The 21,239-nt window shown below is 67.0% G+C and carries 23 protein-coding genes; 12 read left to right on the forward strand and 11 right to left on the reverse strand.

All coding sequences use genetic code 11. The features are described 5' to 3' along the window. Nucleotides 1-2: 2 nt before the first annotated feature. The 4 genes from rfaD to ACW173_RS18345 all read left to right on the forward strand — a co-directional run bounded on the left by rfaD (nucleotide 3) and on the right by ACW173_RS18345 (nucleotide 4,973). Nucleotides 3-1,004 (forward strand): ADP-glyceromanno-heptose 6-epimerase, encoded by a 1,002-nt coding sequence (gene rfaD / locus ACW173_RS18330; RefSeq protein WP_492081523.1) that lies wholly within the window; start codon nucleotides 3-5, stop codon nucleotides 1,002-1,004. An 86-nt stretch (nucleotides 1,005-1,090) separates the two neighbouring features. Beyond that, nucleotides 1,091-2,557 (forward strand): OB-fold domain-containing protein, encoded by a 1,467-nt coding sequence (locus tag ACW173_RS18335; RefSeq protein ID WP_492081524.1) that lies wholly within the window; start codon nucleotides 1,091-1,093, stop codon nucleotides 2,555-2,557. A gap of 9 nt (nucleotides 2,558-2,566) precedes the next feature. Beyond that, nucleotides 2,567-3,769 carry an acetyl-CoA acetyltransferase gene (locus tag ACW173_RS18340; protein ID WP_492081525.1) on the forward strand — a complete coding sequence of 401 codons (1,203 nt, stop codon included), beginning with the start codon at nucleotides 2,567-2,569 and terminating at the stop codon, nucleotides 3,767-3,769. 61 nt (nucleotides 3,770-3,830) lie between these two features. Continuing rightward, nucleotides 3,831-4,973, forward strand: a complete 1,143-nt coding sequence (locus ACW173_RS18345; RefSeq protein ID WP_492081526.1) for a DUF3089 domain-containing protein — start codon at nucleotides 3,831-3,833, stop codon at nucleotides 4,971-4,973. Here the strand turns inward: ACW173_RS18345 and ACW173_RS18350 are convergent. Then, nucleotides 4,944-5,318: a DUF6285 domain-containing protein gene (locus ACW173_RS18350; protein ID WP_492081527.1), complete on the reverse strand. Its 375-nt coding sequence runs from the start codon at nucleotides 5,316-5,318 to the stop codon at nucleotides 4,944-4,946. The two genes, ACW173_RS18345 and ACW173_RS18350, sit on opposite strands and share 30 nt — an antisense overlap. Beyond that, the gene (locus ACW173_RS18355) at nucleotides 5,315-6,280 is read right to left on the reverse strand and encodes a phosphotransferase family protein (protein ID WP_492081528.1); all 966 of its coding nucleotides are present in this window, start codon (nucleotides 6,278-6,280) and stop codon (nucleotides 5,315-5,317) included. Before ACW173_RS18355 ends, ACW173_RS18350 begins: the two co-directional genes overlap by 4 nt. Nucleotides 6,281-6,386: 106 nt before the next feature. On the opposite strand from ACW173_RS18355, the gene ACW173_RS18360 reads away from it, so the two are divergent. Continuing rightward, the gene (locus ACW173_RS18360; RefSeq protein ID WP_492081529.1) at nucleotides 6,387-7,334 is read left to right on the forward strand and encodes a DUF808 domain-containing protein; all 948 of its coding nucleotides are present in this window, start codon (nucleotides 6,387-6,389) and stop codon (nucleotides 7,332-7,334) included. On the opposite strand, the gene recG is transcribed toward ACW173_RS18360, so the two are convergent. The 5 genes from recG to tcyJ all read right to left on the reverse strand — a co-directional run bounded on the left by recG (nucleotide 7,331) and on the right by tcyJ (nucleotide 12,086). Next, a complete protein-coding gene (gene recG, locus ACW173_RS18365; protein ID WP_492081530.1) occupies nucleotides 7,331-9,412 on the reverse strand; it encodes an ATP-dependent DNA helicase RecG in 2,082 nt (693 codons plus the stop codon). The genes ACW173_RS18360 and recG overlap by 4 nt on opposite strands. 40 nt (nucleotides 9,413-9,452) lie before the next feature. Then, on the reverse strand, nucleotides 9,453-9,755 hold the full coding sequence (locus ACW173_RS18370; RefSeq protein ID WP_492081531.1) for a hypothetical protein: 303 nt from the start codon (nucleotides 9,753-9,755) through the stop codon (nucleotides 9,453-9,455). A 148-nt stretch (nucleotides 9,756-9,903) separates the two neighbouring features. Further along, entirely contained in the window at nucleotides 9,904-10,641 is a 738-nt protein-coding gene (locus tag ACW173_RS18375) for an amino acid ABC transporter ATP-binding protein (protein ID WP_492081532.1), read from the reverse strand. After that, nucleotides 10,638-11,297, reverse strand: a complete 660-nt coding sequence (tcyL, locus tag ACW173_RS18380; protein WP_492081533.1) for a cystine ABC transporter permease — start codon at nucleotides 11,295-11,297, stop codon at nucleotides 10,638-10,640. The genes ACW173_RS18375 and tcyL overlap by 4 nt, the downstream gene beginning before the upstream one ends. Nucleotides 11,298-11,303: 6 nt before the next feature. Then, complete coding sequence (tcyJ, locus tag ACW173_RS18385) at nucleotides 11,304-12,086, reverse strand: cystine ABC transporter substrate-binding protein (protein WP_492081534.1); 783 nt, start codon at nucleotides 12,084-12,086, stop codon at nucleotides 11,304-11,306. A 169-nt stretch (nucleotides 12,087-12,255) separates the two neighbouring features. Here tcyJ and ACW173_RS18390 point away from each other — a divergent pair, with 169 nt between their 5' ends. Then, entirely contained in the window at nucleotides 12,256-13,449 is a 1,194-nt protein-coding gene (locus ACW173_RS18390; RefSeq protein WP_492081535.1) for a M48 family metallopeptidase, read from the forward strand. 43 nt (nucleotides 13,450-13,492) lie between these two features. Next, nucleotides 13,493-13,957 (forward strand): SRPBCC domain-containing protein, encoded by a 465-nt coding sequence (locus tag ACW173_RS18395; RefSeq protein ID WP_492081536.1) that lies wholly within the window; start codon nucleotides 13,493-13,495, stop codon nucleotides 13,955-13,957. On the opposite strand, the gene ACW173_RS18400 is transcribed toward ACW173_RS18395, so the two are convergent. Next, a complete protein-coding gene (locus ACW173_RS18400) occupies nucleotides 13,954-15,069 on the reverse strand; it encodes a beta-ketoacyl-ACP synthase III (protein ID WP_492081537.1) in 1,116 nt (371 codons plus the stop codon). The genes ACW173_RS18395 and ACW173_RS18400 overlap by 4 nt on opposite strands. Nucleotides 15,070-15,308: 239 nt before the next feature. Between ACW173_RS18400 and ACW173_RS18405 the strand changes: the two genes are divergently transcribed. The 3 genes from ACW173_RS18405 to ACW173_RS18415 all read left to right on the forward strand — a co-directional run bounded on the left by ACW173_RS18405 (nucleotide 15,309) and on the right by ACW173_RS18415 (nucleotide 17,384). After that, nucleotides 15,309-15,842, forward strand: a complete 534-nt coding sequence (locus ACW173_RS18405; protein WP_492081538.1) for a porin family protein — start codon at nucleotides 15,309-15,311, stop codon at nucleotides 15,840-15,842. A 139-nt stretch (nucleotides 15,843-15,981) separates the two neighbouring features. Beyond that, nucleotides 15,982-16,365 carry a hypothetical protein gene (locus ACW173_RS18410; protein ID WP_492081539.1) on the forward strand — a complete coding sequence of 128 codons (384 nt, stop codon included), beginning with the start codon at nucleotides 15,982-15,984 and terminating at the stop codon, nucleotides 16,363-16,365. Beyond that, on the forward strand, nucleotides 16,365-17,384 hold the full coding sequence (locus tag ACW173_RS18415; protein WP_492081540.1) for a sterol desaturase family protein: 1,020 nt from the start codon (nucleotides 16,365-16,367) through the stop codon (nucleotides 17,382-17,384). The genes ACW173_RS18410 and ACW173_RS18415 overlap by 1 nt, the downstream gene beginning before the upstream one ends. 6 nt (nucleotides 17,385-17,390) lie before the next feature. Here the strand turns inward: ACW173_RS18415 and ACW173_RS18420 are convergent, their stop codons facing one another. Both ACW173_RS18420 and ACW173_RS18425 read right to left on the reverse strand, forming a co-directional pair. Then, a complete protein-coding gene (locus tag ACW173_RS18420; protein ID WP_492081541.1) occupies nucleotides 17,391-18,371 on the reverse strand; it encodes an NUDIX hydrolase in 981 nt (326 codons plus the stop codon). Next, a complete protein-coding gene (locus ACW173_RS18425; RefSeq protein WP_492081542.1) occupies nucleotides 18,368-19,012 on the reverse strand; it encodes a YfbR-like 5'-deoxynucleotidase in 645 nt (214 codons plus the stop codon). Before ACW173_RS18425 ends, ACW173_RS18420 begins: the two co-directional genes overlap by 4 nt. Nucleotides 19,013-19,116: 104 nt before the next feature. Between ACW173_RS18425 and ACW173_RS18430 the strand changes: the two genes are divergently transcribed. Next, the gene (locus tag ACW173_RS18430) at nucleotides 19,117-19,929 is read left to right on the forward strand and encodes a universal stress protein (RefSeq protein ID WP_492081543.1); all 813 of its coding nucleotides are present in this window, start codon (nucleotides 19,117-19,119) and stop codon (nucleotides 19,927-19,929) included. Between the two features lie 34 nt (nucleotides 19,930-19,963). Beyond that, complete coding sequence (locus tag ACW173_RS18435) at nucleotides 19,964-20,341, forward strand: hypothetical protein (RefSeq protein ID WP_492081544.1); 378 nt, start codon at nucleotides 19,964-19,966, stop codon at nucleotides 20,339-20,341. A 10-nt stretch (nucleotides 20,342-20,351) separates the two neighbouring features. On the opposite strand, the gene ACW173_RS18440 is transcribed toward ACW173_RS18435, so the two are convergent. Further along, entirely contained in the window at nucleotides 20,352-21,167 is an 816-nt protein-coding gene (locus tag ACW173_RS18440; RefSeq protein ID WP_492081545.1) for a hypothetical protein, read from the reverse strand. Nucleotides 21,168-21,239: the final 72 nt, after the last annotated feature.

A 21,239-nucleotide genomic window follows, 5' to 3' on the forward strand; every position in this document is an offset into this window, starting at 1 on the left:
GCATGAGCCGTCGCATCGTTCTCGTCACCGGCGGCGCGGGTTTCATCGGCAGCAATGTCGTGGCTCGGCTATGCGAGGATCCGACCCTCGATGTCGTGGTCTGCGACCGCCTGCGCGAAGCGGGCAGCGGCAAGTGGCGCAACATCGCCAAGCATCCGATCGCCGACTTCGTCGCGCCCGAGCAGCTCAACGACTGGCTGGCCAAACGTGGATCCGAGGTCGAGCTGATCGTCCACATGGGCGCGGTGTCCTCGACCACCGAACAGGACGCCGACAAGATCGTGCAGTCGAATTTCGTGCTGTCGCGGGACCTCTGGGACTGGTGCGTCCAGCACGGCAAGCGCTTGATCTACGCCTCCTCGGCGGCGACCTATGGTGACGGGGCCCTCGGCTTCGGGGGCAAGGACGACCTAGAGAGTCTGCAGGCTCTGCGGCCGCTGAACGCCTATGGCTGGTCCAAGGCCCTGTTCGATATCTATGCCGCGCGCGAGGCCCATCGCGGGCGCGCGCCGATGCAGTGGGCGGGCCTGAAATTCTTCAACGTCTACGGCCCGAACGAGGACCATAAGGGCGGCATGAAGTCGGTCGTGGCCCAGATCTGGCCGCGTATCGCCGCCGGCGAAGGCGTCAAGCTCTTCAAATCGCACAACCCGGACTACGAGGACGGCGGCCAGCTGCGCGACTTCGTCTATGTCCGCGACGTGGTCGACGTGATCGCGTGGCTCTCCAAGAGCCCGGCCGTGAACGGCGTCTTCAACCTGGGCTCGGGCCATGCGCGCTCGTTCAGCGACTTGGCCTTGGCGACTTTCGAGGCCGCGGGGCGCGAGCCGGACATCACCTATATCGACATGCCCGAAGTGCTGCGCGGCAAGTACCAGTACTACACCCAGGCCGATATGAGCCGGCTGCGGGCCGCCGGCTACAACGCGCCGATGACCTCGCTGGAGGACGGCGTGGCCGACTACGTGGCGGGCTATTTGAACACCGAGGACCCTTTTCGCTGACGTCAGGGCACGGTTGCGAGGCTGTGTCGTCGGCGTAGGCTGACCTCTGAGATCGAGGCGCGAACCTCGACATCAGGGAGTTTGTCATGGCCGGCATCGCCGCCTGGGGCGCCTACGCGCCGCGTCTGCGCTTAAGCCGCAAGGCCGTGACCGAGGCCAATGCCTGGGTCGCGCCGAACCTGAAGGCCAAGGGCAAGGGCGAGCGGTCGATGGCCAACTGGGACGAGGACGCCCTGACCATGGCGGTGGAGGCGGCCCGCGACGCCCTGGGGCCAGACGATGATCGCAGCCACATCGACGCCCTCTATTTCGCCTCGACCACCGCGCCGTTCGCCGACCGGCTGAACGCGGGGATCGTCTCGGCGGCCCTGACGCTCGAAAAGAGCATCACCGCCAGCGACGTCACCGGCTCGCAGCGCTGCGGCCTGACGGCGTTGGGCCAGGCGCTGGCTGCGGGCGGTACGGCGCTTGTCGCCGTAGGCGAGCACCGCAAGGCGCGCGCGGTCTCGGCCCAGGAGCTGGACTTCGGCGACGGCGCGGCGGCCTTCGTGATCACCGACGATCCTGGCGCGGCCGAGTTGCTGGGACGTGGCGGCGTCACCGACGACTTCGTCGACCACTTTCGCGGCGACGACGGCGGCTTCGACTATTACTGGGAAGAGCGCTGGATCCGCGACGAGGGCATCGTCAAGCTCGTCCCGCCGGCGATCCGTAAGGCGCTGGAAGTCGCTGGCCTAAGTCCCAATGACGTCGACCATTTCTGCTTCCCGTCGACCTTCGCTGGAATGGCCGCGACCGTGGCCAAGACGGTCGGGATCAAGCCAGGAGCCGTCCGCGACAACCTCGCCGCCGTGATGGGCGAGGCCGGCTGCGCGCACGGGCCGATCATGCTGGCGCACGCGCTGGAGGAGGCCAAGGCTGGCCAGGTGATCCTGGTCGCCCAGTTCGGCCAGGGCGCCGAGGCGCTGGTCTTCCGCGCCACCGGCCAGGTGCAGCGCCCGGCGCGCGGCGTCACCGGTTCGCTGGCCGACCGCCAGGAAGAGACCAACTACCTGAAGTTCCTGACCTTCAACGGACTGGTCGAGTGGGACAAGGGCATGCGGGCCGAGAAGGACAACAAGACGGCCCTGACCACGCTCTATCGCAACGAAGACATGATCCTGGGTCTGGTCGGCGGCCGCTGTCGCGAGACTGGAGTCGTCCAGTTCCCGCGCACCCGCATCTCGGTCGCGCCTAACAACCCCGCCGTCGACACCCAGGAGCCGTACCGCTTCGCCGAGCGCCGCGCCTCGGTGCTCAGCTACTCGGCCGACTACCTGACCTTCTCGATGGCCCCGCCCAATCACTACGGCATGATCGTCTTCGAGGGCGGCGGGCGGATCATGATGGACATCACCGATGTCGCGCCGGGTGACGTCGAGACCGGCCTGCCAGTGCGGATGGTGTTCCGCATCAAGGAGGTCGACGAGAAGCGTGGCTTCGTCCGCTACTTCTGGAAGGCCACGCCGGACCGCGCGGCCATCGCAAACCAAACCGCTGAAGCGGCGGAATAGGAGGCGACCATGCCACAAGGTATCCGCGACAAGGTCGCCATCCTCGGGATGGGCTGTTCGAAGTTTGGCGAGCGCTGGGACGCCGGGCCCGACGACCTGATGGTCGAGGCCTACCTGGAGGCCATGCAGGACGCCGGTGTCGAGCCGACCCAACTGGACGCGGCCTGGTTCTCGACCCACATCGACGAGATTGGTACGGGCAAGGGCGGTACGCCGCTGTCGATCGCCCTGCGCCTGCCCAACATCGCCGTCACCCGGGTCGAGAACTTCTGCGCCTCGGGCTCGGAGGCTTTCCGGGGCGCCGTCTATGCCGTGGCGGCCGGGGCGGCCGATATCGCCCTGGCGGTCGGGGTCGAGAAGCTGAAGGACACCGGCTATGGCGGCCTGCCGGTCGCCAATCCTGGCACGCTCAATCCGCAGGTGACGCCGAACGGGTCAGCGCCCGGCAACTTCGCCCAGCTGGCCAGCGCCTATCGCGCCAAGCACGGGGTCTCCAAGGACGACCTCAAACGCGCCATCGCGCACGTGTCGGTCAAGAGCCACGCCAACGGCGCCAAGAATCCCAAGGCCCACCTGCGCAAGCCGATCACCGCCGAGCAGGCCCTTAACGCGCCGATGATCGCCGAGCCGCTGGGCCTGTTCGACTGCTGCGGCGTCTCCGACGGCGCGGCGGCGGCGATCGTGACCACGCCCGAGATCGCCCGCGGCCTGGGCAAGCACGACCTCGTCACCGTGAAGGCCCTGCAGCTGTCGGTCTCGAACGGCTACGAGAGCCAATATAACGGCTGGGACGGCAGTCACTTCCACACCGCCCGCATCGCCGCTGGCAAGGCCTACAGGGAGGCCGGCATCGAGCGACCGCGCGAGCAGATCTCGATGATGGAGGTGCACGATTGCTTCTCGATCACCGAGCTGGTGACGATGGAAGACCTGTTCATCTCGCCCGAGGGGCAGGGCTGGCGCGATGTGCTGGACGGCTTCTACGACGCCGATGGCGGGGTGCCGTGCCAGATCGATGGCGGCCTCAAATGCTTCGGCCACCCGATCGGCGCCTCGGGCCTGCGGATGTTGTACGAAATGTACCTGCAGCTGCGGGGGCGCGCGGGCGAGCGTCAGCTGGCCAACCCGGTCTTCGGCATGACCCACAACCTGGGCGGCGCGCCGGCTAGTAATGTCTGTTCCGTAGCCATCATCGGCCAAGAGGGAGCCTAGGCCAAAAGGGGTTAAGGCCGCCCCTTGGAGACTTGGGGGACCTTGGTGTAACCCAAGACGCATGGGCGGCACGTTCAAAGGCTTCAAGCGCTGGATTTTCGGGGGGCTGGCGCTGTTCGTCACGCTGTTCGTCGCGGCCGCCTTCATCTTCCGCTACGACATCCTCAGCAACGCCCTGGACCCCAAGGTGCCGTTCCTGACCTACAGTCCGCCGCCGGCCCCGGACTATGGCAAGCCCGAGTCGTGGGCGCTGCTGCCCGAGGACGGTCCCGCGCCGGTCGATCGGCCCGTTGACGTCTTTTTCGTCCATCCGACCACCTTCGACGGCGGCCGGGACTGGAACGGTGGTATCGACCAGCCCAAGGCCCAGCGGTTCCTGTCGCGGGTGGTGATCCCCAACTATGCCGGGCCGTTCGACCGCGTGGGCCGCGTGTTCGCGCCACGCTATCGGCAGGCCAGCCTCTACACCTACCTGACCTTGCGCGACGACGCCCGCGAGGCGCGGCGCTTCGCCTATGGCGACGTTCTGCAAGCCTTCCGCGCCTTCCGTGTCCGTTATGGACAGGACCGGCCGTTCATCCTGGTCGGGGTCGAGCAGGGCGGTTCCTTGGCCGCGCGCCTGCTGCGCGAGGAGATCGCCGGCAAGCCCGGGCTGAAGAACCGCTTGGTCGCGGCCTATCTGATCGAGACCGCCGTCCCAGCCGACGAATACGCGCCCGATGCGCCGCTGCCGGCCTGCGAACGCAAGGCCGAGACCGAGTGCGTGGCCGCCTGGATCTCGGCGCCGGAGGGTGATTTCCAGCGTGTGCAGGAGCTGATCGGCCGCTCGCTGGTCTGGGACCGCTCTGACCAACTGGTGAACCTAGAGGGCCGCACGCCGTTGTGCTTCAACCCGCTACTGGGTGGCGTCTCGCTGGAGAAGGCGCCGGCGCGGGTGAACTTGGGCGCGACCAACGCCACGGGTCTGGACTGGGGCGCCAGGCCGGCCTTTCTGCAACGCCAGGTCTCGGCCCGTTGCGAGAACGGCGTGCTGCGCACCAGCAAGCCGAAGTCCAGCTCATTGCGCGACAGCGGCTCATGGGCCGACCGGCGCAAGGTCGACGCCTACAACCTGTTCTACGCCGATCTGGAGGCCGACGCCCTGGCGCGGGCCGCCGCGATGACGGGCCGGCCGCTAGCCCTGGCCGTCGAGCAGGGCCGCTAGACCGCCATAGGTCGGCTGGTCGATGGCGACCTGGCCGATCGCCGTGGCGCGCAGGTGGGCCTGCAAGACCGAATCCAGCGGATCGATCGCGCCGGCCCGCAGCCTCTCGCAAAGCTTGGCATTGAGCGCCGCATAGTCGCCGGTCTGGTCCAGCAGCGCGCTGAGCCGTTCGACCGCCTCGGCCTCGAGCCGCGCGCCGTGCGCGGCCTCGCGGGCCAAGATGGCGCGGGCATTTTCAGTCACGCGCGTCAGGAACGCCTGGCGGGCGTCGCCGGGCACGGCGGGCGCGGCCTCGAAGGCGGCGATGGCCTCGGAGAGCTCGGCGGCGGTCGGGTGACTGATCATGCGCCCTCCATCAGCGCGACCAGGTCGATCTCGGTCTCGCTGGTCCGCCGACCGATCATGGCGCGCTCGATCGAGCGGTCCTGTCCGGTCGCGAAGCTCTGGTACATCATTAGGCACATGACGCTCCACTTCAGCGAGCCGAGCGCCTGCCAGAACCGGATCCGATCCAGCGAGGTCCCGCCGCCATAGCCCTCGAGCAGGTCGGCATAGTCGCCGAACCCGCCGACGGGTTTGCGCCATTCGCCAAAGCGCCAGGAGTTGACGCAGATCCAGCCCAGGTCCTCGGCCGGGTCGCCCAGATGGGCCAGTTCCCAGTCCAGCACCCCGACCAGGCCTTTGGTCGGGTGGATCATCAAATTGCCATTGCGAAAGTCGCCATGCACCAGGACCGTTCGCTCTGGCGCCGGCGGGGCGATGTCGCTCAGCCAGCGGAAGGCGGCCTCCAGGATCGGTCGCCTGGTGTCCAGCTGGCGATAGATGGCCTCGTAGCGCTCGAGCTCGCCGCGCGCGTCGGAGGTCGCCAGGTCCGGCAAGCCGTGGGTCGGCACGGCGTGGATCCGCGCCAGCACCTCGCCGCAGCGCCGCGCCAGGCCGGGCCGCACACTAGCGAAGGCCTCGTCGCGGACGATACGACGGCCTAGGGTCTCGCCTTCCAGCCGACGCATGACATAGGCCTCGCCCAGATCGTCGCCGGGTTCGCAAACCTGAACCACGCTGGGCGTCGGCGCCCCGGCCTTGTCCGCGGCGCGGATCAAGGCCGCTTCCGAGGCCAGGGGCAGGGCGGTCTCGCGCATCGCCGCGCCGTCCGGGCGGCGACGCAGGATCAGCGGCGTCCCATCGTCCAGGTCGAAAGCCCAGGTTTCCAGGCTGGCGCCGCCCGACAGCCGCCGGACGTTCACGGCGCCGGTCGCGGTCGGCGACAGGCGCGGAGCGAGGCGGTCGAGGGCGGCGGTGACGTCCATGCCGGGAGCTTCCAACCCTCACGCAGCGTCATGCAAGGGGCTCGCGACTTTACGACGAGCCCGGCGCGCCTTACGCACAGGAGGTTCACTCTGTTCAGGATCTTTCATGCCTTCCGGTCTCGCCGCGCTGCTCGATGACGTCGCGGCCATCACCAAGCTCGCCGCCGCCTCGCTAGACGATGTTGGGGCCGCCGCCGGCAAGGCGGGGACCAAGGCCGTGGGTGTGGTCGTCGACGACGCGGCCGTGACGCCCGGCTACGCCATGGGCTTCACGCCCGACCGCGAACTGCCGATCGTCTGGAAGATCGCGCTAGGCTCGCTGCGCAACAAGCTGCTGTTCCTGCTGCCGGGCGCGCTCCTGCTTAGCGCGTTCGCGCCCTGGGCGGTGACGCCGATCCTAATGGTCGGCGGCGCCTATCTGGCCTTCGAAGCCACCGAAAAAGTGCTTGAGGCCTTCACTCCGCAGGCCGAGGGCGAAGCGATCGAGGAGTTGGCGCTCAGCGGTCCCGAACTCGAGAAGCAGAAGGTCGACGGCGCGATCCGCACCGACCTCATCCTGTCCGGAGAGATCATGGCCATCGCCCTGGCCGAGGTCGCGCATCTGGGTCTGCTGATGCAGGCGGCGGCGCTAGCCTTAGTAGGCATCCTGCTGACGATCGTCGTCTATGGCGCGGTGGCGCTCATCGTGAAGATGGACGACATCGGCCTGCACCTGTCGCGCCGCGAGAACAAAGGCGCCCAGGCCTTCGGCCGCGGCCTGGTCAAGGCCATGCCGGTGACTATGGAAGCCCTGACCGTGATCGGCACGGCGGCCATGCTGTGGGTCGGCGGCGGCATCATCGTCCACGGCCTGGAGCACTTCCACCTGACGCCGATCCCGCATTGGGTCGAAGGCTTCTCGCACTGGGCGCACGGCGCTCCGGGAATCGGCGCCGTCACCGGTTGGCTGGCCTTCGCGCTAGGGTCGGCCGCCGTGGGCCTGGTCGTCGGCGGCGTCCTGGCTGGTCTCATGCACCTGTGGCATCATCGCAAGGGCGCGGCGGCCGAGCACTAGCCCGCTTCGTTCAGCGGCGAGGTCGGTTTCCAGTCGAACAGTTCCTGCATAGTCCGCAGCGCCTGACCACGCGGCGAGGTCAGGTCCGGGTCGCGGGCTAGAATCAGCCTGGCGTCGTCGGCGGCGACGGCGATCAAGTCGCGGTGGGCCACGGGATCGGCAAGGCGGTAGGCCGGAAAGCCGCTCTGCTTGAGGCCTAACGGGTCGCCGCCGCCGCGCAGTTCCAGGTCCTTCTCGGCGATCTCGAAGCCGTCGTCGCTGCGGCGCAGGATGTCGAGGCGCTGTTGGGCCACTTCCGACAGCGGCGGATCGTAGAGCAGGACGCAGGAGCTCTCGCGCGTGCCTCGGCCGACGCGGCCGCGCAGTTGGTGCAGTTGGGCCAAGCCGAAGCGGTCGGCGTGCTCGATGACCATGATGCTGGCGTTGGGGACGTTGACTCCAACCTCGACCACGGTCGTGGCGACCAGCACGCTGACCTCGCCTTCGACGAAACGCTGCATGACCGCGTCCTTCTCGGCGGGCGGCATCTGGCCGTGGACCAGGCCAACGCCGGGCAGGTGGCGGGCGAGGTCCGCGGCGCGGTCCTCGGCGGCGCGCAGCTCGACCTTGTCGGACTCCGAGACCAGCGGGCAGATCCAGAACGCCTGGGCGCCGCTGGTGATGGCGCTGCGCAGGCGTTCGACGATCTCGGGCACACGCGGCGTCGGCGCGGCGCGGGTGGCGACCGGTGTGCGGCCTGGCGGCTTCTCATCGATGCGCGAGACGTCGAGGTCGCCAAAGACGGTCAGCTCCAACGTGCGCGGGATTGGTGTCGCCGACATGGCCAGGAGGTGGACGCCTTCCCCTTTGTCCTGGAGCCGGCGGCGTTCATTGACGCCGAAGCGGTGCTGTTCGTCGATGATGGTCAGGGCCAGGCGGTCGAAGATGACGTCGTCCTGGAAGAGCGCGTGGGTGCCGACGGCTACATGATGGGTCCCGTCGGCGAGGCCAAGCAGCTTGGCCGAGCGCCCCGCGCCCTTGTCGCGGCCAGTCAGCAGGATCACCGACAGGCCCAGCGCCTGGAGCGGCGCGGCGATTGTCTCGAAATGCTGGCGGGCCAGGATCTCGGTCGGGGCCATCAGCGCCGACTGGAAACCGGCGCCGGCGGCGTCGGCCATGGCCAGCATGGCCACCACCGTCTTGCCCGAGCCGACGTCGCCCTGCAGCAGCCGGCTCATCCGCTCGCCGGAGGCCAGGTCACCGCGAACTTCGGACAGACTGCGGATCTGGGCGCCGGTCAGCTTGAAGGGCAGGGCCTTCTCGGCGGCCTCCGACAAGTCGCCGGAAGAGATGCGCGGACCGGGCGTCGCGCGGCGCGAGGCCTTGCGTTGGGCCAGGGCTAGCTGGTGGGCCAGTAGCTCGTCATAGGCCAGGCGTCGGCGCGGGCGGGCCAGCGGCGAGAGGTCAGCCTCGCTGGTCGGGGCGTGCATGGCCGCCAGGGCCTGGCGCCAACCGGGCAGCTTCTCGCGCTCGCGCCAGGCGGCGTCCTGCCATTCGGGTAGTTCGGGCGCGCGCTCCAAGGCCTCCAGGGCGAACTTGCGGAAGGTGCGGGACGGCAGGCCGTGAGTGGCCGGATAGACCGTCTCGATCTCGGGAATGTCGCCGGCCCGTTCCTCGGCGACGACGTAATCGGGATGAGCGATCTGGAGCTCGGACGCGTAGCCGTCTGGTCGCTCGACCTTGCCGCTGACGGCCCGGCGAGCGCCCTTGGGATGCTGGCGCTCCAGGTGCGGACCGTGGCCCTTGAACCAGACCAGCGTGATAAAGCCCGTGCCGTCCCAGGCGCGGATCTTCCAGGGCATGCCCAGGCGACCCGGCGGTTGGTGCTGATCGATGGTGACGACGAAGGTCTGGACCTGGCCCTCGACGGCCTGGTCGACCGTGGTGATGCTCCGCCGGATCAGGCCCGTCGGCGCGGTGAACAGCACGTCACGGGTGATCGCGCCCGCCAGTTTCTCGACCAGCGGCGCGACCCTTGGGCCCACGCCTTTGAGCGTGGACACCGAGGTGAAGAGAGGGAAAAGAATCTCCGGGCGCATTCACCGCGACCTTAGCCGCGTCCGCCCCCGGTAGCAGCCCTTAGTCGCCCTGATTCATCACGGGCTGGAGCGCTATGACGATGTCGGAATATTCGTCGGCGCGCGAGGCGCCTGAGACGTTCAGGCGCGTGTACAGCCAGGTCGCGCCGTGGCGGGAATAGGCCTCGGACCAGCGGGCCTTGGAATCGATGAGGTTGTTGGCCTCGCCCGCGAAAATCACGGTCCCCTTGGAGTCCACATAGACATAGTTACCGGCGATCGTGGTGTTGGGGTCACCATTCTCGGCCAGTTTGTAGCGGTAGACGGCGCCCGAGGCGCCCTTGAGTTCGATATAAGGCTTCACGCTGTCCTCGCCATAAAAGCCACCCGGCGTAGGGCTTTGGATTCAATGTTTTAGAGCGCGTTATGAGCAGCGAGGCCGCCTACGCATTCGCCTAACGCGATACCACGACGTGAAGCGTCCCGTGGGCCAAATTATGGCTGCCAAGGGACTACCGCAGGACGCCCGACCTGGCCAGAAACCGGCGGGTCCGCTCCTCGCGCGGCGAGGCGAGAAGTTGACGTGACGGTCCTTGCTCCACGATCACGCCGCCGTCCATGAAAATCGTGCGATCGGCCACATCTCGCGCGAAATCCATCTGGTGGGTGACAATGACCATGGTCCGTTTTTCAGCGGCTAGGTCGCGGATCACGGCCAAGACCTCGCCGACCAGCTCGGGGTCGAGGGCCGAGGTCGGTTCGTCGAACAGGATGACCTCGGGGTCCATGGCCAAGGCGCGAGCGATGGCGCAGCGCTGCTGCTGGCCGCCCGAGAGCGCGGCGGGATAGGCGTCGGCGCGGCCACCCAGGCCAACCTTCTCCAGCAGGGCCAGACCCTTGGCGCGTGCCTGGGCGGGGTCGGCCTTGCGGACCACGATCGGGCCTTCAGCTACGTTCTCCAGCGCGGTCTTGTGCGGGAAAAGATTGAAGTTCTGAAAGACGAAGCCGACCCGGCCGTTCAGGGTCTTGGCCAGCGGCGCCTTGCCGCCCGCCGTGACGCCCGCGATGGTCAAGTCTCCGGCGTTCATCGGCTCCAGGCCGGCCAGGCAGCGCAGCAGGGTGCTCTTGCCCGAGCCGCTGGGGCCGATGACGGCCACGACCTCGCCGGGAGAGACGGTCAGGTCGACGCCGGCCAGGACGGGGGTGTCGCCGAAGCTTTTCTTCACGCCCTTGGCGTCGATCGCGCTCATCGGCGGCCCTCCGAGGCGCGGCGTTCGAGGCGCGCCTGAACAGTGGCCAGGATTGCGGACATGATCCAGTAGATGGCCGCCGCGGCCAGATACATCGTGAAGATCTCGTAGGTGCGCGCGGTGATCAACTGAGCCTGGCGGAACAGCTCCGGCACCTGGATGGTGGCGGCCAGCGAGGTGTCCTTGACCAGGCCGATGAAGCTGTTCGACAGCGGCGCAACGGCGGTGCGGGCGGCCTGGGGCAGGATCACTCGTCGCAGGGTCTGGCCACGGCTCATGCCCAGCACGCTGGCGGCTTCCCACTGGCCCTTGTCGACCGCGGCGATGGCGCTGCGCAGGATCTCGCAGGCATAGGCGGCGACGTTCAGCGAGAAGCCGATGCCGGCGGCGAGCAGCGGCGGCATCTCCAGGCCGAACTGCGGCAGGCCGTAGTAGATCAAAAAGAGCTGCACCAGCAGCGGCGTGCCGCGAAAGGCCGAGACGTAGACGCCGGCCGGCCAGCGCAGCAGCGGCGTGCGCGACAAACGCATCAGGGCCAGGGTAAAGCCCAGCGCGACGCCCACGCCCATGCCGATGACGCTGAGCAGCACCGTATAGCCGGCGCCCTTCGCCAGCAGCGGCGCCGACTGGCGCAGAAGGTCGAGGCATGTCTCCATGGGAGCTTAGCGAGTTACGTCCTGGCCGAACCACTGCTGCGAGATCGACGCTAGGTCGCCGCTCTTACGCAGGGCGTCGATGGCTTGGTCAATGACGATTTTCAGGCCGGGATCCTTTTTCATCGCCACGCCCGAGCCCTGGGCCGCGAACGGAGGACCCGAGGCGACGAACTCCGGCGAGGTCTTGATGAATTCGGCGGCCACCAGCCGATCGTTCAGCACCGCGTCGATGCGGCCCGCCTTCAGGTCCTGATACTTGGTGGGGTCGTCGTCGTAGGTGCGCGCGTCGGCGGTCGGGACGTTGGCGCGGATCCACTGCTCGTAGTTTGTGCCCAGGCCCACCCCGACCTTCCTGCCGGCCAGGTCCTCGGGCTTTTCAAGACCCGGCTTGTCCTTGAGCTTGATGATCTGGATGCCTGAGACCGTGTAGGGCTCGGAGAAATCGTATTTGGCCTGGCGGTCCGGGGTTATGGTGATTTGGTTGATGACCACGTCGACCCGGCCCGATTCCAGGGCGCCCAACAGGCCGGCGAACGGCGCGGGGTGGAACTCGGTCTTCAGACCCAGCTGGGCGGCTAGGGCCTTGGCGAAGTCGACCTCGAAGCCGGCCAGCTGGCCGTCCTTGTCCTGGAAGTTGAACGGCGGATAGGTGCCTTCCAGCCCGACCCGCAAGGTTCCGGACGCCTTGATCCGGTCCCAGCCGCTACCGACTTCGGGCTTCTTGCCGCAGGCGGCCAGAAGGGCAAGGCCAAGACCGGCGACAACGGTGCGGCGGGCAGGGAATCGCATCGGAGGACCTTCAGGCGAAACAATCCTGCGCAGTTCTATACACGGCAGCGCCGTTCGCCAGTCCGAACATCGTCATGTTCGCCGTGTGCGGAGCATGACCACGATTTAAGCTGCGCAAAGCCGGGACTCGCGGCCTGCTTCCAGTTTCAATCTCCGGGGAAGAGGGGACATGGCTCAATCATTCGATCCGGCATTCGATCCTGCGGCCGCGACGGCCGTCTATCTGGCGCAGCTGTCGCCAGAAGCCCACGCCAAGGCGCAGGCCTACACCCAGGGCGGTCACTGGCTGCTGCTGTGGGGTTTCATCGTCTCGGTGGTGGTCGCCTGGCTCATCATCCGCACTGGGGCGCTGGCCAAGGTCCAGCGGGGCGTTGAGCGCAAAAAGGCGCGACCGTTCCTGGCCAGCCTGGTCGTGGGGGCGGTCTATGTGGCCTTCAGCTGGCTGCTGGAGTTGCCTTGGTCGATCTATTCGAACTGGTGGCGGGAGAAGCAGTACAGCCTAACCAGCCAACCCTTCGGCGGCTGGCTGGGCGAGAACCTGATAGGCACAGCGATCTCGGTGGTGTTCACGGCCCTGTTCTTGGCGCTGCTTTACCTGCTGATCCGCCGGGCGCGGCGCCTGTGGTGGCTGTGGGCGGGCGGGCTGACGGCCGGCTTTATCATCTTCGGGATGCTGATCGCGCCGATCTATATCGAGCCGCTGTTCAACAAATATACACCCGCGCCGGCCGGCCCCGTCCGCGACGAGGTCGTGGCCATGGCCAAGCAGGTCGGCATCCCGCACGACAAGATCTTCGTCTATGACGGTTCCAAGCAGTCCAACGCCTACACCGCCAACGTCTCCGGCCTGGGCGGTTCGGCGCGGGTGGCGATGAGCGACGTGATGTTCAAGAAGGGCGCGGACATCGCCGAGGTGCGCGGCGTGGTCGGCCACGAGATGGGCCACTACGCCCACCAGCACAGCCTGTGGATCACCGCCATCTTCGCCGTGCTGGCGGTTGCGGCCTTCTTCATCGCCGACCGGGTGTTCCCGTGGTTCGCATCGGCGCTGAACGCCACGGGCGTGACCGGCATCGCTGATCCGGCCGGCCTGCCGGTGCTGGCGGTGATCATGGCGGTGCTGGGCCTGATCGGCGGACCGATCACCAACACCCTGGTCCGCGAGGTCGAGAGCGACGCCGACCGCTACAGCCTGGTCCACTTCAACGAGCCCGACGGCCTGGCCAAGGCTCTGGTCAAGACCATCGAGTACCGCGCGGCCACGCCGTCGAAGCTGGAAGAAGTGCTGTTCTATGACCATCCGGCGGTCGGCGTCCGCGTTCGTCGCGCCATGGACTGGAAGGCGACGCACCCGAAGCCTTGATCGGCCTTGCGCGTTGTCTCGGACAGCCCCTGAGGAGACGCGCATGACCACCGATCCGATCCGCTGCCAGGTCCGCGTCCACGGCGCGCCGGCCCAGGTGTTCGCCCGTTTCGTCGAGCTCAGCCGCTGGTGGCCGATGGGCTACAGCCGCTCGGGCGCGAAGTTCGCCGGGGCGTTCATCGAGCCGCATGTCGGCGGGCGCTGGTACGAGACCGACCAGGTGGGGAATGAGAGCTCGTGGGGTGACGTCCGCGCCTATGACGCGGGCCATCGGCTGGTGCTGGGCTTCAACATCCGGCCCGACCAGGGCGTGGAACCGCCCGAGCGTCAGAGCGAAGTCGAGGTGACCTTCGAGGCCCAGGCCGACGATACGCTGGTCGTCCTCGATCATCACGACCTGGACAAGCATGTCGAGGGCGCGGCCTCCGTGGCCAAGGGGATGGCCTCGGTCCACGGCTGGCCGCTGATCCTGGCGACCTTCGAGCGCGAATTCCGGCTTACAGCCTAGCGCTTGCGCACGAACACCGTGCCAGCCGAATAGCCCGCGCCGAAGCTGCAGATCAGGCCTGTCTCGCCGGCCTCGAAGTCGTCATTGGCGGTGTGGAAGGCGATGATCGAGCCGGCCGAGCTGGTATTGGCGTACTCGTCCAGGATGATGACGTTCTCGCCCGGCGCGGGGTCGCGACCCAGCACCTTGCGACCGATCATCTCGTTCATGTTGATATTGGCCTGGTGCAGCCACAGGCGCTTCAGAGTCGAGGGATCAAGCCCCAGGTCCTGAGCGTGTTCGATGATCATCTCGCTGACCATCGGCACCACCTCGCGGAACACCTTGCGGCCCTCCTGGACGAACAGCTTGTCCTTGCCGTCGATCCCTTCCGGGGCGGCGCGGTTGAGGAAGCCGAAGTTGTTGCGAATGTTGTTCGAGAACTGCGTCTTCAAGCGCGTTCCCAGGATTTCCCAGCCGTCCTTGGCCTGATCGGCGTCCTCGACGATCACGGCGGTCGCCACATCGCCGAAGATGAAGTGGCTGTCGCGATCCTTGAAGTTCAGGTGGCCCGAGCAGATTTCCGGATTGACCATCAGCACCGCCTTGGCGCTGCCGGTGGCGATGAAGTCGGCGGCGGTCTTTATGCCGAAGGTGGCCGACGAGCAGGCCACGTTCATGTCGAAGGCAAAGCCCTCAATGCCCAGGGCCTGCTGGATCTCGATGGCCATGGCCGGGTAGGGGCGCTGCATGTTCGAGGCGGCGCAGATCACCGCGCCGATCTCGCTGACTGGCTTGCCCCAACGTTCGATAGCCTGCTTGGCGGCCTCGACCGCCATCTCGGCCAGGATCGATAGCTCGTCGTTCGAGCGCTCGGGCAGGACCGGACGCATCAGGTCCGGATCGATGATGCCGTCCTTGTTCATCACGAAGCGCGACTTGATGCCCGACGCTTTCTCGATGAATTCGGGCGAGGAAGGGGCCAGGGCGACCACGTCGCCGGCCGCGATGGCCTCGGCGTTTGTGGCGTTGAAACGCTCGACGAAGGTGTTGAAGGCCTCGACCAGTTCGGCGTTCGAAATGCTGTGGGGCGGGGTAAAGAGCCCCGTGGCGGCGATGACGGCTTGCGGCAAGACGGCGGTCCCGATGATACGCGCGGGCCTCGTCCGCTATGAGGGCGGGCCCGCGTTCTGACGCTTGTTTGAGCCCGTAGATAGCATGGATGCCGGCGCCGTCATCCCCGTGGCTTTTCGGCAACGACACCCAACGGCCTCAAACAGGGCCGTGAACCGCCCCATGCCCGCCGCGTTATCCGCCTAGCCCTAGGCTGGCTGAGGGAGCTGAAGACTACGAGTAGAATAGGAGTACAACAATGAAGACTCTCATCGCCACCACCCTGGTCGCCGGTTCGGTTCTCGCGGCCCCGATGTTCGCTCAGGCTCAGAATTCGACCGAGGTCTATGGTTCGGTGAACTATGGTCAAACTCGGACGCGCGGCACCGACACCGGTGCTATTCAAGGGCGCGTGGGCGCCAAGTTTACGCCTAATTTCGGCGTTGAGGCCGAAGTGGCCGGCGGCGTCGATGGTGACAAGGTCTATACGCCCGGCGGCGCGGCCAATGTGAAGATGGAACACCAGGCCGCCGCCTATGCTGTAGGCTACCTGCCGGTCACGCCAAAACTCGACCTGCTGGGCCGTGTCGGCTATGGCACGACCAAGTTCGAGACCAAGAACCCGGCGGCCACGGAGTTCGACGGCAGCCGCGACAGCTGGAACTACGGCGTCGGCGCCGAGTACAAGCTGGACGACAAGAACGGCATCCGCGCCGACTGGACCAAGTCCGAATATACCAAGAGCGATATGAGCTCGAACACCATGTCGGTGGGCTACGTCCGCCGCTTCTGACGTGGTCCTGGTGACCTGGAGAGCGGCGCGCCTCGCAAGGGGCGCGCCGTTTTCATTGACGCCCTGATGGGAGCGCCTTGACGACGGCCCCGCGCCCGGCAATCTAAACGGCAATAAGTTACGGGGGGATGCGTCAGTCTTGGACAAGGCGCTATTGATTCAGTTAGGCGGCTCGATCGCGGCCGTGGGTCTGCTTGTGATGTTCGCGGCGTGGCTGGGAGTGCCGAGGGCGACCCCGCCGCTGGAGACCGAATCGGCCAGGGCGCTGCTGGATCTGGAATTCCCCGATCGCCGTCCGGAGGCCGTCTGGATCGCCGCCGACGGCGCCGGGCTGATCGCTCGCGAGGGCGCTCTGGCCCTGGTGCTGTACCGGCGCGGCGACGGCTATGTCGCCCGTGACCTGCCGTGGTCCACCATTGCCGCCCTGAAACCGACCAACGGCCGGCTCACCCTGCGCCTGTCCGACGCCCGTCCCGTCCTGGCCGTCAAGGACGACGCCTGGCCGCCGAAAGAGCTCGCCTGATGCTGAAAGCCGCCTTCGATCCTGTCCAGCTGGCCATCCCGTTCTTCGTGCTGGCCATCGTCCTGGAAATCCTGCTGGGGCGCTTTGGCAAGGCCAGGGCCAATTACGAGACCCGTGACACGGCCATGTCGCTGAGCATGGGGTTCGGTAGCACCGTCGCCGGCCTGCTGTTTGGCGGCGTGATATTCGCGGGGACGGTTTGGGTCTGGAACCACCGGATCTTCACGATTCCGATGACAGCTCTCTGGGCCTGGGTCGTCCTCTTCCTGCTCGAGGACCTAACCTATTACTGGTTCCACCGCCTGGCGCACGAGCGGCGCTTCTGGTGGGCGAGCCACGTCAATCATCACACCTCGACCCACTATAACCTGTCGACGGCCTTGCGGCAGACCTGGACCGGCGGCGTCGCGGGCACGTGGCTGCTGTGGCTGCCGATGACCTTCCTGGGTTTTCCGCCGGCGATGGTGGCGATCCAGAAAGGGGTCAGCCTCGTCTACCAGTTCTGGATCCACACCGAGGCGATCAAACGCATGCCGCGCTGGTTCGAGGCGGTGTTCAACACGCCGTCCCATCACCGCGTGCACCATGCCCGCAATGCCCGTTATCTGGACGCCAACTACGCCGGCATCCTGATCATCTGGGATCGCCTGTTCGGCACCTTCATCCCCGAGGTCGACGAAGAGCCTTGCCGCTATGGCACGGTGAAGAACCTTGGCAATTTCAACATCCTGCACAACGTCTTCCACGAGTGGATCGGCATCGCCAAGGACTTGGCCGGCTCCAAGTCGCCGCGCGAAGCGCTGGGCTATGTCTTCGGCCCGCCCGGCTGGAGCCCCGACGGCTCGCGCGACACCTCCCACACGCTGAAGGCCAAATGGCGGGCTCGGATCGACCATCCGATTCCGCCTGGCCCTTCGCGCATGATCGCGGAATTGGACGTGCCGCATGAGGCCGAGGAGTCCGTTGGCGGCTGGGGTGAGGCCGACTCGCGGACGTCCCACGATCGCCTTCGATCCTGAGGCCTATCAGTCCCGCAACAACGGCAGCGACAGGCCCGTCGCTTGACGCGTGGCCAGCATTTCGCGGCGGAAGCGGAACAGCTCGGCCGGGCGCCCCCCGGTCTCGGCGTCCAGGCGACCCAAGCCCTCGACCAACTCCTCGCGCTCGACCACGCGGCGGAAGTTCTGCTTGTGCAACTGGACGCCAGCGATGGCCTCGACGGTGCGCTGCAAGGTCGAGAGGGTGAATTCCGCGGGCGTCAGCTCGAACACCACGGGGCGGTACTTGATCTTACCGCGCAGGCGCGAAAGGCCCGTGGCCAGGATGCGCCGGTGATCCGAGATCATCGGCTCGCCCAGCGCGGCCGACAGGGCTTCGGGTTCCGCGGGGTCGTGGCCATCAGCGCGATCCCGGTCGCGAGCCGCCTCGGGCGCCAGTCCGGCTTCGTAGAGCAGCTCATAGCGCTCCAGCACCCGTTCCTCGTTCCACGGCGCGTTCTCCAGCGCGAAGGCCAGGCGCGCGCGCGACCACTTGGCCGCGTCGTCGGCGGCCCAGCGGCGCAGGGCCGGGGCGATGGCTTCGTCCAGCAGGGCGGGGCGACCCAGCCGCCAGTCCTCCCAGGGGAAGAACCGGGTCCAGGGGGCCCAGGCGGTGTCGGGGGCGTCGGTGTCCACCGCCTTGGGGGTGAGGCCCAGATAGCCGACCGAGACCACGCGCGCCGCACCAGCCCCGACCTCTGCGCGTGGAGCGTCTCGGCCCTTGTCGCCGAAGGTGTAAAGCTGCTCGACATAACCCAGTTGGAACCTGGTCTGGGCCGTCACGAAGGCGCGCAGGCCAAGCTCGAAGGTGCGATGCGCCTCTGGATCGAACGGGCCGAACGGCAGGCCAGAAAGCGGCGAGGCGATGTCGGTGATCGCGTCGTGCGGTCGCACCGTCAGGACGACGGCCTCGCCGTCGCGGATCGCGACAACCACCGCCGACAGGCCGATGACGACCGAGGTGGTCATTCGGTCTCGAATGCCGCGCCGGGCGCCGACTCGAAACCCGCCGCCCGCGACAGCACGTGGAAGCGCTGGACATAGCGGGCTTGGGCCTCGAAGGGCGGCTGCGGCGTGATCTTCAGATCATAGCCGGCCGGCGGCGCGCCGAAGATCTGCAATGATTCCGCATGCTCGAAGCCCGCCAGTTGGGTGGCCTCGAAGAAGGCGCAGGCGCGATCGGCTTGCTTGATCAGCTTCTTGATCGGGGCGGGAGTCTTCACTGGCAGTCCGAAGCGGATGTGGATGGCGTCTTCCAGCCTAGCCTCGAAATCCTTGTAGCTCACCCCCAGCGCCGCCTTGAACGGACTGATCATGTCGCCGATCACATATTCGCTGGCGTCGTGCAGCAGGGCCGCTAGGCGCCAGCGCGGCTCCAGGTCTGGCTTGATGTGCGCGGCGATCTCCTCGACCACCAGGCTGTGTTGGGCCACCGAAAAGCCGTGGTCGCCAACGGTCTGGCCGTTCCAGCGCGCGACGCGGGCCAAGCCATGGGCGATGTCCTCGATCTCGATGTCCATCGGCGACGGATCGAGCAGGTCGAGCCGTCGTCCGGAGAGCATTCTTTGCCACGCGCGGGGCGGTGCGCCCCTATGCAGCCCTTTGGCCACGAGATCGTTCCTTACGGTGAAGGTGTTGACTGGCCCATGGATTGAGAAAGATCAATGTGGCCGTCGCCGTCATCTGTGGAAATGCCCTTGAAGGGAGTTCGATCATGAGTTGGGCGAGAATTATGGTTCCGCTGGCCGGAACCCCGAACGACAAGGGTGTCCTGACCTCCGCCGCGGCGCTGGCCAGCGCCTTTCAGGCCGAACTGGCTTGTGTTCACGCCCCCGCCGACATGGCGGACCTCATGCCCTGGATGGGCGAGGGGTTCATGGGCGGAGTGCAGGTGACCGCTTTGGAAAGCCTGAAGGAAGCCGCACAGGAAGGCGCGAGGGCCTGCGGCAAGCTCGCGGCCGAGACCGGCTATCCTCGTACGCGCCTCATTTCGCTGGAATCACCAGTCTGGGCCGGCTTGGCCATGGAAGGGCGGTTGTCGGACGTCATCGTCTTCGACGACGCTTCGGCGCGCGGGAAAGGGCCCCTGGCGGAGTCTTTCCAGCAACTTGTCGCCGACGAACAGCGCCCGACCCTGGTTGCCCGCCCTGGTTTCCGGGTCGATGGCGTGGCCCTGGTGGCCTGGGATGGCGGCAAGGAGGCCAGCCGCGCCATGCGCACGGCGCTACCGCTGTTGCAGAAGGCTGGCTCGGTGATCATCGCTGGCGCCCCCGGCGCTTCCTCGCGGGCTTTTGACCTTGATCGCCTGGTGGAGTTCCTCGCCGCGCGCGGCGTTCGCGCCACCGTAAAGACGCTGGAGGGCAATGGCGACGCCGCCGGCCTGTTGCTGGGCGCGGCCACGGACACCGGCGCGAACCTCCTGGTCGCCGGCGCGTTCGGTCATCCCAGGCTGCAGGAATTCATCTTCGGGGGCACGACCCGCACGCTGCTTAACAGCGACGGTCCTTCCCTTTTCCTGTCGCACTAAGCAGCTGAAACTTCAAAAGAAGGGGAGACTTTTAATGTCTCTGTCTCGCATCGTCATGCGCCTTGCGCGCAATCCGGGCACGGAATTCTCCGGCGGCGACGACCATCGCGGCTATTCGCTGACCGCGCCGCTGACCGAGGATGGCCATATCGACGAGAGTGAATACGCCAAGGTGAAGGGCGCCTGCAGCGTGCGCCGCTTCGCCCCCGATGAGGATGCGGTGGATGGTCGCTTGAACAAACGCGGCGCGCGCTGGTTCTTCGACTATGACGACGAGGATGTCGCCGACGACGAACCGTTGCACCGCCTGGGCGAGCACCGCTTCGCGCTGGGCGAATACGTCACCGTAACCGACGATGAAGGACGACCGCTGACCTACAAGGTGATGCAGGTCGAGCCGGTCACGCAGTAGGCCGGGCGCCTCAGCCGCCCACGTTGTGGCGGACCAGGGCCTTCATGTCGCGAAAGATGTCGTGGTCGTCGGTGTCTCGGGTCTTGGCCTTGACGACGGCGACGGCCAGCGGGCCGCCCTTGGGTCCGCGGGCCTCGTAGCCGGCCAGGCGATAGCCTTTGGGCGCTTTGTCATTCGCCAGGATTAGGGTCGAGCGCACGGCGTCGCCCCCCTTCCTGGCGCGGATCTCGGCGCCATGGTCGTCGGCCTTGATGGTGACGTCGCCTTCGTGCTCGTCATTGGCTGAGACATTGACCGCGCCATGCGTGTCGTCGCCGCGAATATTGATGTTCTTGTTGACCTTCACCTCGGCCGCGCCGCCGTCGCTGTTGATGGTGAGTTGGCCGATCCGAATATCGGCGCCATCGTCGTTGGCGTCGATATTGATGCCGGGCAAGTGGATGCTGGTGCGATTCTTGCCGTTCTTCTTGCCTTCGACGGGCTTGGGGGCGGCCGGAGGAGCGGGCATGACTTCCTTCAACTCTGCCTCGATCGGCGCCAAGGCCGCCTCGGCGTCCCCGCCGTTTAGCTTCACGAGGCGCAGGGTGACCACGGCGTCCTTGGAGCTGTAGCTACAGGCCGAACCGTCGGCGCTTCGAGCCTCGAGGGTCAATTCGCCTTGGCGCTCCGGGCAATCCAGCTTGTCGATGACTCGGATAGGTTCACGGCGACCAAGGCGGCGCTCGTGGTGGTCCTGCGGATTGGATTGCGTTCGGTGGCAGGCGGTGAGCGCCATCGCGCAGACGCCGATCATCAGCGTCGCGGCCAGCCATTTCGAATGAAGCATAGGTACCCCGGGGCCTTCCCACGTTGCGCGGGTGATGTTGCGCGGAAAGGTGGGCGCGCGCTCCACGCGCGT

This window comes from Caulobacter sp. ALps2 (genome assembly GCF_058681635.1).

Bases quoted from the DNA above. Each gene is read 5' to 3' on its own strand.
- rfaD (WP_492081523.1), top strand. From the start codon at position 3: ATGAGCCGTCGCATCGTTCTCGTCACCGGCGGCGCGGGTTTCATCGGC.
- ACW173_RS18335 (WP_492081524.1), top strand. From the start codon at position 1,091: ATGGCCGGCATCGCCGCCTGGGGCGCCTACGCGCCGCGTCTGCGCTTA.
- ACW173_RS18340 (WP_492081525.1), top strand. From the start codon at position 2,567: ATGCCACAAGGTATCCGCGACAAGGTCGCCATCCTCGGGATGGGCTGT.
- ACW173_RS18345 (WP_492081526.1), top strand. From the start codon at position 3,831: ATGGGCGGCACGTTCAAAGGCTTCAAGCGCTGGATTTTCGGGGGGCTG.
- ACW173_RS18350 (WP_492081527.1), bottom strand. From the start codon at position 5,318: ATGATCAGTCACCCGACCGCCGCCGAGCTCTCCGAGGCCATCGCCGCC.
- ACW173_RS18355 (WP_492081528.1), bottom strand. From the start codon at position 6,280: ATGGACGTCACCGCCGCCCTCGACCGCCTCGCTCCGCGCCTGTCGCCG.
- ACW173_RS18360 (WP_492081529.1), top strand. From the start codon at position 6,387: ATGCCTTCCGGTCTCGCCGCGCTGCTCGATGACGTCGCGGCCATCACC.
- recG (WP_492081530.1), bottom strand. From the start codon at position 9,412: ATGCGCCCGGAGATTCTTTTCCCTCTCTTCACCTCGGTGTCCACGCTC.
- ACW173_RS18375 (WP_492081532.1), bottom strand. From the start codon at position 10,641: ATGAGCGCGATCGACGCCAAGGGCGTGAAGAAAAGCTTCGGCGACACC.
- tcyL (WP_492081533.1), bottom strand. From the start codon at position 11,297: ATGGAGACATGCCTCGACCTTCTGCGCCAGTCGGCGCCGCTGCTGGCG.
- tcyJ (WP_492081534.1), bottom strand. From the start codon at position 12,086: ATGCGATTCCCTGCCCGCCGCACCGTTGTCGCCGGTCTTGGCCTTGCC.
- ACW173_RS18390 (WP_492081535.1), top strand. From the start codon at position 12,256: ATGGCTCAATCATTCGATCCGGCATTCGATCCTGCGGCCGCGACGGCC.
- ACW173_RS18395 (WP_492081536.1), top strand. From the start codon at position 13,493: ATGACCACCGATCCGATCCGCTGCCAGGTCCGCGTCCACGGCGCGCCG.
- ACW173_RS18405 (WP_492081538.1), top strand. From the start codon at position 15,309: ATGAAGACTCTCATCGCCACCACCCTGGTCGCCGGTTCGGTTCTCGCG.
- ACW173_RS18415 (WP_492081540.1), top strand. From the start codon at position 16,365: ATGCTGAAAGCCGCCTTCGATCCTGTCCAGCTGGCCATCCCGTTCTTC.
- ACW173_RS18420 (WP_492081541.1), bottom strand. From the start codon at position 18,371: ATGACCACCTCGGTCGTCATCGGCCTGTCGGCGGTGGTTGTCGCGATC.
- ACW173_RS18430 (WP_492081543.1), top strand. From the start codon at position 19,117: ATGAGTTGGGCGAGAATTATGGTTCCGCTGGCCGGAACCCCGAACGAC.
- ACW173_RS18435 (WP_492081544.1), top strand. From the start codon at position 19,964: ATGTCTCTGTCTCGCATCGTCATGCGCCTTGCGCGCAATCCGGGCACG.
- ACW173_RS18440 (WP_492081545.1), bottom strand. From the start codon at position 21,167: ATGCTTCATTCGAAATGGCTGGCCGCGACGCTGATGATCGGCGTCTGC.